We start from the raw sequence: 12,263 nt of genomic DNA, 5'->3' as shown, positions 1-12,263 counted from the left end.
GCGTTTTGAAACGAAACACTTTACGACCATTCCCGGCCGTAACACTCGTACTCGGAGAGACCGGCGGATATCGCCGCGTCAATTCGGTACATCAAGTCGCCGAGTTGCTACTGGAGCATTGGCCGGTCGAAAGCGGCGAAGAATATGTGACTGCGGTGCGCATTTGCCTCGAGGCGATGCTGGGCGCCGTTCCTCCGGAGGCCGCACGGGACGCCTTGATCAGGGCCGCCCGGGAGGCGGGCCTATCCGTGATGCAGTGAACTCATCCGGTCATTTCGGAACCAGGTGGGATCTCCGAAGGGGCAATTCATTCTTTGTGAACCAGTGCGGGCGAAGGTGCCAACAAAGGCAGGCGATTCGCCTTGCCGATGACGGAGATAATATGTCGCTTTTAGCATTCCCAGCCGACAGACGCGCCAGTGATATCAGGCGGTGCGCCAGTGCCCTGCAGCAGCTTCACGGAGAGGAAGCAAATCGCTTCTGGCGCTCGGAAATGGCGGGCTTTGCCGCCACCCTGAAACGGCAGGGAATGGATGAAGACGAGATATCGCGCCAAGCTGGGCTTTTCATGCATGCGGTTCTGATGGAACTGCAGTTGGCCTTTGCGACGGACGAAATGAACGCGTCCGCCTGAGGAGGCTACTTCGGCAGCCGGCAGAACACGATCGATCGGTCGCCGCTCGATGGCGACCTGATCTGCACGGTCCAGTCTGCGCCGGGAAAATGAAATCCCTTCGACGCAACAACGCCCGTAATCTGCGTGCAAGCCTTCCGAGCATCGATGGTCGTCAAGTCGATCGTCGCCGTCACGGAGTATTTCCGGCTGGAAACCTGGCACGGCGCGGTGAACAGGCCAGTATTATCTATCATCTTGCAGACCCGGAACGCGTTGTTCACGGCATCGTCAGCAGCCAATACAGAATTGGCGACCACCAGAGCAGTGGCCGCCGCCAAAAACATCCTCATTCAACACCCCGTTCCCCTGTGGCGGCACGGTGCCAGAGCGCGTTTCGTCTTGCAAGATATCTAGCATGAATTATCCATGGCCGTTTACAAATGCGGGTGATAAGCGGATCTTCTCGCGCCATTCAGTCCGTTTACCGATCATCTAGCGAACAGCGCTCAGGGCTTGCGATCGTTTCTTCCGGACGCAAAGAACTTCGCCCGGCTTGCATTCACGCATCAACAAAAAGAGCCGCAGAAGCGACCCCTTGTCCGACAATGATTTCATATCGTCTTGTCGTCTTGCTTGCCGAACTGCCTATGCGATCATCGAAAGCACAACGACCCCCAGGATGCTTAAGCCGCCGAAAACAGGCAAAAGTTTCACCATGATATGCCGAGCAAGTCTCTTCTCTTTTGAGGTCATGACCAGATCCTCGCAAATTCCGTGACGCTTGAGCGCAAAGACGCGCAAGAAGTTTCACTTCCATCGTAGTTTCCTAATCTAAGATGTCGCTGAAAGTATGGCGAGCTGATGGTGGTTATCGTGAGGTCGACGGCGCACCCGTTTGGATACCGCGCCACCGGCAACTGCTCTTGACCCGAACCTATCTGACTACTGCGGTTCGCCAATCTCCACAGCGTGCCCATCAGGATCATAAAACCGGAACACGCGCTGTCCCCAGTCTTGTCGCTCGACGGAATGGATCAGCTCAACATGCGGTGCAATTCTTTCGAACGCTGCATCCACATCCTCGTGTTCGAAATAGAGAAGCATGTTTCCGCGCCCGTATGGGCTGGACGTTTCAATAGTTTTCTTCCAGACCGTTTGCTCAAGTGACTTCCCGTCATGAATGGCGAAGCCGGTCTCGAAGAGAATGAAGTGCCCGAAATCGCTCAGGATTTTGAGACCCAGCAGGTCGCAATAAAATGCCTTCGAGCGAGCTATGTCGCTGACGAAGGGGATTGGATTGACGAAACGCATTGAGGATGCCAGCTCCTTTGAGGAAATCTGGAGAAGGGTAAGGAAATTCCGATGATTGCCAACCAGTCAATTGGTGATTGTGTTTGGACTTCGATAGCAGGCACCGGTGGGAACGCTAGGCGTGACACAGGGCAAAGCTCGGGTTGGAGGCGGCCCGGTCATCCTGACAACCCGATCGGCATGACTGCTGATCGGGCTTTTACTTTTCGAGAATGAGATTATCTCGTTCTCTTAGTCCGTCAGCTTGCCGATCAAAAGCCCGGCAAAGAGACCAAGCAGGGCCGTAACCATAAGAATGGAACTTGTCGCCGTTGGATTGTCCTTGGCAGCCTGAACTACATTTCTGCCTTCGGTCCGCGCCTGGTCCGCAACGTTGGAAACCCTCGTCTTCGCCGACGACAGCGCTTCGTCAGCGCGTTCGGAAGCAATGTCAATCCTGCTGGCCAAATCCGCTGAAAGCTTGGCAATCTGATTTCGAAGCTCTTCGATCTGCGCATTGATGTCTTTGTCTAGCGTGATGTCGGCCATTAGATCCTCCTGATAGTGGCGTAAAGTCGCCTGTCAGGAACGGCGATGGCTCGCTTTGGTTCCCTGCCCATTCTGACGAGCGGAATAGGATCATCCTCGCCAGATTCATCGCACCTATAGATATTCGGCCGCCCTTGGCGTGGAAAGGTTCATATCCTCACTGGAGGATATCCCCTGCCAGCCCTTCAGCTTCGCCGGTCTCCGGTGAGGCGAAGACGATCCCCGGCATCTCTGGCCTCATATCAGCCGGATCATTCGGGAACTCGACCCCGAATGGCGCTTCTTCGAGAACAAGCGGGCCTGTTCAGCGCGGCAGAGATCGGCGCATCTCACCAGCGTCGGCCGCTCTTCATTGTGGCCCACGCCGACAAAGTTCCTCTACTGTACGAAGATCGAATTGGTACTGGTGAACAATTGTTTCCGGATGAAGGACGACGCGGCAGCTGCGGGGTCACAGTTCGGGATCGGCAAGGCTGCGAGGGTTTGGACGCATCTTTAGATGCTCATGCAGGCATGCGGGGCGACACCGACGAAGCCCTTCAGCTTCCCATCTTCCTACCCGCTCCATCTGAGTTTGAACGCTAGGCCCCGATCCTCGCCCGGAGACCTGACCTTCAACCCGAACTTTTCTGATTGGATAATGGGATGGCCGATCGGGTGGACCGATCCGATGCAGCAGGTAACGGGGTGGTCAGTCTGGCTGCGGCGTATGCGTGGAGAACTCTCACAGATGCCCACTTTGAAGGATATTTAAACAGCGTTTGAACTCCCCTCGACGGCTGCGCCGAGCTGTGCGACCCTAGGTCGATGGTATATGGGCTGAGTATTGACGATGAAGATTCCTAAGAGGATGACCGTTCACGAACTCCATCTAACACTGAAAGCTCTCGAGGCGCTTCAGCACTTTGAGAAAGTGTTGGGACCAAGTGACACGAGACGCCAACTGATCGCCTCGTACCGAGCCCGGTTAGAAGCATTTGGGGTGCTTCCCTATGGTCCGGCCCAACAGCCAATTGAGGATGATGACATTTAGGCGCCCGCCAACTTGCCGGCGTTCTAACATGCAAATGGGATATCGCCCTATGGTAAACACGGATGCCTAAACCGTGAAAAAGCATCGACCAATGAACCGGCCAATTCGACGGCGGACGCCGAGGAAAGAAAACATCGCCGCAATCATCGTCGACATGCAGGCGAAGGAGGTGATGTACTTCACCAAAGACATACTAACGAACCAAATCTATCAGATGGGCCCGCGCATCGCGGCATCGTTCGATGCACTGGCCAGGGGCACTGTTGTTGAATGCAGTGAAATCATATCCAGCGCTCAGGCAATCTTGTTTCAGCATTCGTCGAAAGTCGAGGATCAGGGCTCGGAGGCTACCTGTGGGCGTCTACTGCACAATGCGGTTCACTCCTATGTCGCTGCGATCGAAGTCGCACGCAAGGGATATCCAAGGGAGCTCGGGGTGCTAATGCGCCTTATCGTGGAGTCAATCGCGACGGCTCTGGCGATCGCAATCGATGGCGGCCACGCGCTCAAAAAGTTCCACGAGGGCAAGCTCGCAACGACAAAATGCATTGGCATCGCAAAGAAGGCCGTACCTTTCATTGGCAATTTGAATGGTCTGCTCAGCAACAATTTCGTTCATATCAGCGCGCAACAGGACCCAGTTGATGGGGCAATGCTCTACACTAAGGGAGACCAGCGCCTCGATTTCGTGATCACGATGATGAAGCTGATGGCTATGTTACTCGATATTGTAACAGAGGTCATTTTTGCCACAGATATTGAGCGCCATCGCTATTGGAAAAGGCAGGGCGAAGGCTGGATATTCGAACCAAATAAAGAGACGTCGGAGTGGATGGAGAAATTTGCGCCAGAAGCCAAGGCGGAGGCTTCCGGCGAGCGCGCCACGGTCCCAGCTTTTGCTGCAAGTTGATATCAGGCAAAGTCAGAAATTCCGGAAGCCCGTGTCAAAATTCCGGAAAGTCGCGTCCGGCTACATCTACAATTCCCCTAAGATATTGATATTATACGGGGAATTTTGGTAGCGGAGGTCCGTTCTGATCACGACAGCCGACAGCATGAACGGACAGAGATCAGCCTAGGAACATGGCAGATCGCGTTGAAGCGCGCTATTCGACAATATCTTGAAAAGACGAAGGAAACTGCCGCAGCGAATGATCTCGCTGCGGCTGGATTGCACCAAGAGCGATCTTAGGCGGCTCGCGTGAGCGGCTGCCTCCGCTTCTTACACTTCCTGAACCAGGTAATCGCGAGCGCCCTCCAGAACGGGATTTTGTGGGTGACAGCCAGAAGTTTCGCCTCTTCCTCAGCGGTCGTCAGAAGTTCTACAATTGCGTCGGTGAGATCTTCGTCAGTGATCTTGTCACAATATTCGTGGTCTGAAAGCAACAGCTCCACCGCCTTGATTTGCGGCGCTGTCAACGGTCCGCGCTCAGCGTTAGCTAGCACCTCCAGAATCTCCCGCGATCGCTGCGCGCCACGGCGGCTAATCAACCCTTCGATCTGCTTGATGGCGATCGTCTGCCGGCAGCCATCGCCCGTATATGCGTTCGTGGTCTTGAGCACCTTGATATTCGCTCGATGGCAAACAAGCTCCAGCGTTTGTGCATCTTCATCCGCTGCAGCCAGTGCAGCTTGGTGCATCTGCAGATTGGTGACACCCAATCGATCGGTATTTTGACCGATGAATGCTTTGGCCTGAGAGATGGTATCCTCGGCCTCCACGATCATCACCGGAATGACGTCAACATGCGGATTGGACGCCGCTGCAATTGCCGTGTGCTGCCCGTCAAGCACCTTCAGCATCGTTCTTCCCTCATGCTCAGAATAAGCGCAAATCGGCGGCTTGAATTTCGTCCAATCAAATCCCTCGATAATGCGCCTGATTTGCCGTGATCCTTTCTCGCTAATGTTCCGCTGATAGGCAGGATCAACAAACAAATCGGTTGGCTTCACCAACTCGAAAATAGGCATTCCGGTCGATGGAGAATTTGGGGTGAGGCCGGCGATGCTCACCGGGGCTATCGGTCTTACGTTGTTTTGCATCGGTCTCTCTCGGTTGAACGCCAGATCGGCGTTTCAAACTAAGAGCCGGCGGGGTTCACATCACAACGAGACCTAGCCAAAGAGTTTCGCAATATCTAACATCCACAGGCCGGTGATCAGTTGTGGGGCAAACGGTGGAAAACGGAGACGCATCACAAATGTCAGGCACCTGGTATATCGAAAGTTACTCAGAAGCTGGTCTAGCGGCTGAAGGCTCCGAACAGCACGAAACTTACGAAGCGGCATTTGCTGCCGTGAAAAGAATTCGCAAAGCCGGAAAAATCGCACGATTCATGGCGCCCGCCGGTGCAACATCGGAGCAGATAGATTCCTTTCGTACCCTTGGGATGGTGCAGCGGATTTGAGACCCGCAGGTAACTGCCATTAATCTGGAAAAGAGCCGGGCGGCAGCACTGCCGGCGCTTCCCTAATTGGGGAACTGTCTGCGGCAATCCAGCTCTTCAAGCAGACCGATAAGGGATTCCACCCAGTACCACGGCATATTTTGCAGTATCATGCCGGACCTTTCTACGACCTCGTACGACTTGGCGTCGAGGATCGCGAAGGTGCCGTCTTCATCTTCGTGGATGACATATCGCTCCAACATACGACGAATGTATGCCAGACGCTCAACATTGGGCAAGCCAAAAGTGTTGACTGCGGGGATGAGGGGAATTTTCGCAAGAGACATTTTGGCAAGGTGAGCGCGCTTTGAAAAGGCTGACATTTATGGGTCTTTCAGGTTACTTTCAGCTTCCCCTTGTAGGGCACCGATCGTGCGGAACTGGCGCCCCCAATCGAAGTTTCGCACAGGGAGGTCCTTCATCGGCCTTTTCAGCTCTGCCTCAACGCCACGGAGGCAGAGCTGTTCACCTCAGCTATCTGCCCAAAGAACGAGTTTTGGCTTCGCCATTGAAGCTCCTCGACACCTTCAATCGATTATCCCCATTTGCCAGATACTCGCGGGCGATCTCGGCACTCTCCGTGAAGGTGACATTCCCCGCATTCCGTTTCTGTGCCGCGGCAGTGTAATTGTATGACCCACCGATCGTCAGATGCTCGTCGATCACGATGATCTTGGTGCGCGCGATGGCCGGTTCGAAATGGATCCATACCGGGATGCCGGCACTGATGGCATCTTTTGGGTCCACTCCTAATCATAGCCCAAAATTGGGCCGCCGGCGCTTACTTGAAGGCTGCAGATTTCCTCTCTACGAACGGCGCTCGCAGCATTGCAACCAACTGCGCCCTCTACGAGCGAGCACTTTTCAGATGTCTAAAACTGTTTTTGGGATCATAGCGGAAGAGGGTCCCCTGGAGGCACAGGCAACACTATTGTGCGAAAGCGTTCGACAGTTTGGCGGCAGCTACAGCTCCTCGCGACTTGTCGTAATTTCGCCCAGATCAGACCGGCGACCAACTCAACGTACAATTAGGTCACTGGAAGCACTTCGCGCAGAAATTCTCTTTCTGGACATAGAAAGCGCAGTTCCTGAATATGGTTCAAGCTTTCGAATACACGCCGCGGCAACGTTGGAAGCGAATTGCTCGGAAGAGCAGCTTGTTTTTCTAGATAGCGATATCTTTTTTTGTGGAGAGCCTTCGCTCGGGCTTGGCGATGCACATGCTGCGGCTAGACCAGTCGATCTCAAAGGGATGTGCACTACGGGAGTCGAGGACACTAACGATGCATACTGGCAAAACCTTTGCAAGATATGCTCCGTTGAATACGAAAGTCTTCCATATATCACGACCACAGTAGATAAATTGCCAGTGAAGGCCAGCTACAACGGTGGCTTTGTTGTGGTTCGCCCTGCCGCGTCAATATTTCAACGAACAGAAGAGTTTTTTGTAAAATCTGTCAAAAGCAATTTGAGACCCTACGCTGATCGCGGGCTGCAGATTCAAGCCGGGCACGGATTGGTTGCCGGAGTCGGTGCGGAATATTGGGGAAGCTCTCAGGCATGTCTTTCTCTGGCAATTTGGGGGGCGGCCTCCAATGCATAGAGTTACCTAGATCACATAACTTGCCAATCCATATCGAGAGCTATCTGTCGGATGAAATAGTGGCCGAGGTCGATCCAATCGCCATCCATTACCACCACATATTTCATCTTGATAAAGCAAAAAATCCAGTCTTTCGTTTAAATCTATCAAAAGAAGTCTTAACTTGGCTTCAAATGAGATTACCTATTTAGCTTAACCTGCATTTGGAATAGCGACGGCTTCGAGCAGCGTGGCGCCCGAATATTTTCGCTCGTTCGTCTTGTCGAGGATAGCCAGCACCTCAACGCCCCTGCCCGCGGCTCGCTGTAAAGCATGGATGATGGGAAGCGACGTGAAGCCGTAGGCCTGAACGCGGACGGAAGATTTCGCCCTATCGATCGCCTCCACGATCCGGCCCTCGCATTGTGCGGCCGGCGTGAAGCAGACAGATACCTGAGCCGTGACAGGCTGACCGGCAAAGACCGGGCTAGCGAACATCAGGGCGACAATGGTCGTGGCAGCTATTCTCATCTCTTTCCCGTAGCATTTTGAGGAGTGCTTGACTCTTCCCCGAAATGAGAACATTTATAGAACAAACGAGGCTGGGCACGGTCTAAGTTTACCGACAATTTGACAAAGAGGACCGTCCGCGATCGGCGGCAAGAAATCCAGAATCAAGGAAAATACCCAACTAAGTCAGGATAGCCAATCGTCGGCTAGATTCTTCTAATAAAAGCTGCCTTTAATACCCTCCATCAGTAGGTCATGTTGGAGGGTCGCATGTCTGACGAAGCTTACTTTAAGCTTGTGTACCAAACTATGGTAGAATTTGACAAACAATATACCCAATTCTTCGACGCTGTCGTTTATTTGAGAGATGAATATCCTGACGAGCCCGAAATTCAAGCCATATGCCGCCAGTTTTCGAATCCATACTGGATTGATATCTGGAATATTAAAGATAGAGCGTATGACACGTTAGATATTGAACAGGACGCCCATTCGCAGTTGTCGAAACTCGAACCGATTATCGAAGAGTTTTACTTCGTGGCCAGGCCTCATTTGGAGGAGATAATCGACCAAATAGTTGCCGAAATCGATCGTCGCAAAGGTGAGGAATCGATCGTCGTGTCAGGTGGACGAGATGGAAATCTCGTTAGGAAATCTGCGGTTACTAAATCATCGACAGCGACGCAATACAGCACGGCATCGTTCAAAGTCGTCGACGACTACGACAAGTGCATGGACAAGTACTATGGTCAAAGAATGGCGTTTCATTGCCGCGTCGCCTATCTCCTCGAAATGCTCAAATTGGTCACCGCAGCTCTCGGCCAAGTTACCAAACTCGTGGACGTCAATTTTCAAAAGCCTGACCACCAGTGACGGGAACGACCAACCATCGGTGCTTATGGTGCTGCAGCTTCTTCACCGACTTCAGAGCCGTGGACACCGACGTTCGCGAACTCTAGGCGAAATCTCGCCCATCTACATTCGCGCGACCTTTGATAGTCATTGTGGCGCAGTTTTGGAGACAGCATCGATGAGAACAACTGTTTTGGCGATCACGGCTGCGATATTTTTTCCGGGCAGTTTATATGCCGAGGATAGCATGACGGTTGCGACGCAGCTCGGGGCACTCCTCGCGGCCGAATCCGCCTGTGGTATGACCTACGATAAGGAAGCGATATCGGGTTACATCGAAAAAAATGTTGCCGATGATGATTTGAGTTTTGCGAGCATCCTGCCGATGATGGTCAAAGGACAGGGGATCCAAATTGACCAGATGACAGAGAGTTCAAAGATGGCCTTCTGTACTCAGCAGCGACGTGTAGCGAAGAAACTTGGCTTTGCAAAGTAAACGCGCTTTTCGGTGAAGGCATCGAACTGTGTACGACTTCCTCATATGCAACGATTTGTATTTTCTATTTTGTGTTGACTAAATAGTAGAATCGACACAACCTCGGAACACATATGTCGAAAGAGGGACGGCATCGTGACAGTATGCGTCTGCGTAAAAGTGAATGAATGCATGGTTTTCGCTGCCGATAGTGCAACGAGCTTTGACGCAGGCGGCGCAACGGACGGGAACGGCGATCCAATCCAGCAAGTCTATAGATACGGCAACAAGCTGTTTCAACTTCACCGTGAATATCCGATTATGGCTATGACGGCCGGATTAGGTAATTTCGGGCAAGCTTCGATTGCTATGCTTGCAAAACAATTTCGACAGATGATTGGATCGAAAGGAACATCCCCGCTCGGAGTTGATTATACCATGCAGGATGTCGTGGGTCTGGCACACCAGTTCTTCCTGAAGGAAGAATTTAAAAAGGTGGTTGACCCGAGCGGTGCCGTATTTGAGCTCTGGATTGGCGGCTACTCCTCAGGTGAAATGTACCCTGAGTTGTGGAGGCTTGCTGTATTCAATGGTATTGTACAGGAGCCTACGCAGGCTGCAGAGAAAGACGAAGTTGGGATATACTGCGGCGGCCAACGCGATCCGATTTTACGGTTGCTTCAGGGTTTTGGTTGGAAATTAGAGCATGTTTTGCAGGAACATGGTGTCACTCCCGAAAAGTTTCCGAAGCTCTATGAGTCGGTTAGGCCCGCATTGATGTTGCCTCTTGCGTCGCCCGTTATGCCAATTCAGGACGCCATTGATCTAACCGAGTTTCTGGCTGACATGACAAAAAAGGTATTTCGTTTTCGCGCCGTACCAGAATATGTCTCAGGAGACATAGACGTCGCAACTGTAACGAAATATGAGAACTTTCGCTGGATAAAAAGAAAGCACTACTATCCGCCCGCACTCAACCAACAGGTGATCCATGTCTGATCAAATTCGCAAGGAAAAGGAAATCGTTGGTAAAAAAGAGGATTCGGCGTTCAAGCTTTCTCGGGAAACCGAGCAGAAGATCATCCGCGAGTTCCGGTCGCCGTTCCCAGATAAGCGGAACGAGCAAGAGGATGGGATTCTCACCGCAAACGCGTGCTCCCGTCTAAATTAACGCCTTCGCCATCTTCGTGCAGTACTAGGCGATGCTGGCGCTCGCCGGTCTGTCAGCTACATTTAAGCAAGCGCCGGTGAAGCTGCATCATGCGAACACGCGCGCGCCCCAGTCGGCGCAGCCTCCGGCGCCGAGCCACCTGCTGTTCAAATGGATTAATTGACTAGTAGTCGCATGCATGAGAAAATTTCGCCCCTTGGGGGTTGTACTCATGCAAAGACGTTGGAAGATCGTCTTGATTGCTACAACAGCATTACTCGTGCTCGTTGGGATCATTGGTGGCGGCGTCTGGTTTCTCAGACCCAAATCGCCGCCGGCCTTAACTGACTTCGCTGAAGACCGAATGGTTACCACGTCAGATGCTTCCCCAGTTGCTGCACCACCGATCCATTCCAGGGGTATAAGCTTATCTCCATCTCCCAATTACACCGTCAATGCCGCTGCTGAGGGCAAAATCAGTCGGCCCGTACAATCTGATAGTGTTCAAACGCCGGATAACGTCACACCGTCATCTGCAGGAAATCCAGCAGCCGGCGATGCCACTAACGCAACTACCGCGAAGGATCCTTTGGAAGACGCCATTGCACACGCCAGTTTAAAATCAAGAGCCGACATCCACATGGAGACCGATATGCGACTGTACAAGTCCTATCTGGTCACCTTCGCAATCCAAGCAGAGAAGCAAGATGGTTCGACGATGGGGCTGGACAATTTGGGCCGCAAGTTGCCGGCGTCATCCATCATGAACACCACCATTCAATCGTCTCGCGAAGTTTCTGCTTCATTGGTGACAGGCGATTTGGAATACGTTGCTCAGGACGCAGGATGGAAAACTTTGGTTAGCACTGCGCCGTCGATCTGGACATGGACAGTCACGGCTAAGACGCCAGGCGAAAAAACGGTGCTCTTCAACTTGGAGCAACGAATTAAGATCGGCGAAAAAACAATTGAGGTTCCGGTAGAACAATTCCCATTCATCGTGAAAGTTCGAGCCAGCTTTGTGGGCCAGGTTGCTGCAATGTTTTCTACAGTTCAAAGCGCGGCCGTAGCAATCGCGGCGATGCTCGGTACGCTGGGGACGATAGGAACGGCCTGCTACACGGCTTGGAGAATGGTCCGCTGGCGTACTCGAAAAGCGAATTCGCGACCCCATCTCCAGCCCTAAGCCGTTAGTCTAGCCTCGGTGGCGCAATTCGATCGGCCGCACTTAACCCATCGCAACATTGTCTCAAAGATCAGATCAGCAATCCACATTGCGCAGACGCCGACGACAAAGGCAGCCCCGCATTCAATCTATTTGCCAAGAACAACGAGCGCGATACGTTTTAGCGCATCAGCAAATGACACCCCGAGCGCTATGCCGGCAATGCCGATCATGCCCAGCGCACCCAGCCCCATCAGCTTCCATCGCTTTACATCGTCCGTGACGGGCTTCATTTCAGAAATGTCTTCCTGGACTGTTACGATGGTCGTTTCCAATTTTCCAATGCGATCGATCGTCTCGTCCATTCGGCGATGGACCCTCGAGCGACTTTCCTCGGACTTGTCATCCGATCGCCTCATCATGTCCTCGAGGCGACGGTTGGCCTCCTGCAATGAACGCATCCCGGCGACAAGCTCCCCGAGCTGCTTATGGACTGCGGCGTCGATTTCTGGGGCCGTCATGAATAGTCTCTCATATTGATGCTGCGCCAGCGAGATCGGTCACGCCAGCGTGGTTGCCGTGATGATGAAGCAA

19 protein-coding genes are annotated in these 12,263 nt (G+C 52.8%); 11 read left to right on the top strand and 8 right to left on the bottom strand.

From position 1 onward, the window contains the following. Nucleotides 1-5: 5 nt before the first annotated feature. Both FHT29_RS02245 and FHT29_RS02240 read left to right on the top strand, forming a co-directional pair. A complete protein-coding gene (locus tag FHT29_RS02245) occupies nucleotides 6-260 on the top strand; it encodes a DUF982 domain-containing protein (protein WP_037196530.1) in 255 nt (84 codons plus the stop codon). Between the two features lie 122 nt (nucleotides 261-382). Beyond that, nucleotides 383-634 carry a DUF6074 family protein gene (locus FHT29_RS02240; protein ID WP_047555393.1) on the top strand — a complete coding sequence of 84 codons (252 nt, stop codon included), beginning with the start codon at nucleotides 383-385 and terminating at the stop codon, nucleotides 632-634. A gap of 5 nt (nucleotides 635-639) precedes the next feature. Here the strand turns inward: FHT29_RS02240 and FHT29_RS02235 are convergent, their stop codons facing one another. The 3 genes from FHT29_RS02235 to FHT29_RS02225 form a co-directional block, all read right to left on the bottom strand. Beyond that, entirely contained in the window at nucleotides 640-966 is a 327-nt protein-coding gene (locus FHT29_RS02235) for a hypothetical protein (RefSeq protein ID WP_047555392.1), read from the bottom strand. 592 nt (nucleotides 967-1,558) lie between these two features. After that, nucleotides 1,559-1,927: a VOC family protein gene (locus FHT29_RS02230; RefSeq protein WP_047555391.1), complete on the bottom strand. Its 369-nt coding sequence runs from the start codon at nucleotides 1,925-1,927 to the stop codon at nucleotides 1,559-1,561. 231 nt (nucleotides 1,928-2,158) lie between these two features. Next, the gene (locus FHT29_RS02225; protein ID WP_052211983.1) at nucleotides 2,159-2,455 is read right to left on the bottom strand and encodes a hypothetical protein; all 297 of its coding nucleotides are present in this window, start codon (nucleotides 2,453-2,455) and stop codon (nucleotides 2,159-2,161) included. 273 nt (nucleotides 2,456-2,728) lie between these two features. Between FHT29_RS02225 and FHT29_RS02220 the strand changes: the two genes are divergently transcribed. Then, nucleotides 2,729-3,040, top strand: coding sequence for a hypothetical protein (locus FHT29_RS02220; RefSeq protein ID WP_047555390.1), 312 nt, complete (start codon nucleotides 2,729-2,731; stop codon nucleotides 3,038-3,040). Nucleotides 3,041-3,561: 521 nt separating this feature from the next. Further along, entirely contained in the window at nucleotides 3,562-4,398 is an 837-nt protein-coding gene (locus FHT29_RS02215; protein ID WP_131511952.1) for a hypothetical protein, read from the top strand. Nucleotides 4,399-4,676: 278 nt separating this feature from the next. Here the strand turns inward: FHT29_RS02215 and FHT29_RS02210 are convergent, their stop codons facing one another. Next, nucleotides 4,677-5,531 (bottom strand): hypothetical protein, encoded by an 855-nt coding sequence (locus FHT29_RS02210; protein WP_168599094.1) that lies wholly within the window; start codon nucleotides 5,529-5,531, stop codon nucleotides 4,677-4,679. A gap of 158 nt (nucleotides 5,532-5,689) precedes the next feature. On the opposite strand from FHT29_RS02210, the gene FHT29_RS02205 reads away from it, so the two are divergent. Continuing rightward, the gene (locus FHT29_RS02205; RefSeq protein ID WP_168599093.1) at nucleotides 5,690-5,896 is read left to right on the top strand and encodes a hypothetical protein; all 207 of its coding nucleotides are present in this window, start codon (nucleotides 5,690-5,692) and stop codon (nucleotides 5,894-5,896) included. Nucleotides 5,897-5,958: 62 nt separating this feature from the next. Here FHT29_RS02205 and FHT29_RS02200 read toward each other — a convergent pair whose 3' ends face one another. Both FHT29_RS02200 and FHT29_RS34340 read right to left on the bottom strand, forming a co-directional pair. Continuing rightward, nucleotides 5,959-6,258, bottom strand: coding sequence for a hypothetical protein (locus FHT29_RS02200; protein WP_168599092.1), 300 nt, complete (start codon nucleotides 6,256-6,258; stop codon nucleotides 5,959-5,961). Nucleotides 6,259-6,409: 151 nt separating this feature from the next. Continuing rightward, on the bottom strand, nucleotides 6,410-6,682 hold the full coding sequence (locus FHT29_RS34340) for a phospholipase D-like domain-containing protein (RefSeq protein WP_168599091.1): 273 nt from the start codon (nucleotides 6,680-6,682) through the stop codon (nucleotides 6,410-6,412). A 121-nt stretch (nucleotides 6,683-6,803) separates the two neighbouring features. On the opposite strand from FHT29_RS34340, the gene FHT29_RS02190 reads away from it, so the two are divergent. After that, nucleotides 6,804-7,538: a hypothetical protein gene (locus FHT29_RS02190; RefSeq protein ID WP_168599090.1), complete on the top strand. Its 735-nt coding sequence runs from the start codon at nucleotides 6,804-6,806 to the stop codon at nucleotides 7,536-7,538. 192 nt (nucleotides 7,539-7,730) lie between these two features. Here the strand turns inward: FHT29_RS02190 and FHT29_RS02185 are convergent, their stop codons facing one another. Further along, nucleotides 7,731-8,048 (bottom strand): phospholipase D-like domain-containing protein, encoded by a 318-nt coding sequence (locus tag FHT29_RS02185; RefSeq protein ID WP_168599089.1) that lies wholly within the window; start codon nucleotides 8,046-8,048, stop codon nucleotides 7,731-7,733. 249 nt (nucleotides 8,049-8,297) lie between these two features. Here FHT29_RS02185 and FHT29_RS02180 point away from each other — a divergent pair, with 249 nt between their 5' ends. The 5 genes from FHT29_RS02180 (at nucleotide 8,298) to FHT29_RS02160 (ending at nucleotide 11,690) form a co-directional block, all read left to right on the top strand. Beyond that, nucleotides 8,298-8,900 carry a hypothetical protein gene (locus FHT29_RS02180; RefSeq protein WP_168599088.1) on the top strand — a complete coding sequence of 201 codons (603 nt, stop codon included), beginning with the start codon at nucleotides 8,298-8,300 and terminating at the stop codon, nucleotides 8,898-8,900. A 157-nt stretch (nucleotides 8,901-9,057) separates the two neighbouring features. After that, nucleotides 9,058-9,375, top strand: a complete 318-nt coding sequence (locus FHT29_RS02175; protein WP_168599087.1) for a signal recognition particle — start codon at nucleotides 9,058-9,060, stop codon at nucleotides 9,373-9,375. 171 nt (nucleotides 9,376-9,546) lie between these two features. Further along, on the top strand, nucleotides 9,547-10,353 hold the full coding sequence (locus tag FHT29_RS02170) for a hypothetical protein (protein ID WP_168599086.1): 807 nt from the start codon (nucleotides 9,547-9,549) through the stop codon (nucleotides 10,351-10,353). Further along, nucleotides 10,346-10,525, top strand: a complete 180-nt coding sequence (locus FHT29_RS02165) for a hypothetical protein (RefSeq protein WP_168599085.1) — start codon at nucleotides 10,346-10,348, stop codon at nucleotides 10,523-10,525. Before FHT29_RS02170 ends, FHT29_RS02165 begins: the two co-directional genes overlap by 8 nt. Before the next feature lie 178 nt (nucleotides 10,526-10,703). After that, entirely contained in the window at nucleotides 10,704-11,690 is a 987-nt protein-coding gene (locus FHT29_RS02160) for a hypothetical protein (protein ID WP_168599084.1), read from the top strand. 128 nt (nucleotides 11,691-11,818) lie between these two features. On the opposite strand, the gene FHT29_RS02155 is transcribed toward FHT29_RS02160, so the two are convergent. Continuing rightward, on the bottom strand, nucleotides 11,819-12,190 hold the full coding sequence (locus tag FHT29_RS02155) for a DUF1515 family protein (protein ID WP_168599083.1): 372 nt from the start codon (nucleotides 12,188-12,190) through the stop codon (nucleotides 11,819-11,821). Nucleotides 12,191-12,263 lie beyond the last annotated feature (73 nt).

The organism is Rhizobium sp. SG741 (assembly GCF_012275435.1).
Classification (GTDB): Bacteria; Pseudomonadota; Alphaproteobacteria; order Rhizobiales; family Rhizobiaceae; genus Rhizobium; species Rhizobium lusitanum.
This window is presented reverse-complemented; position numbering and strand designations above follow the sequence as displayed.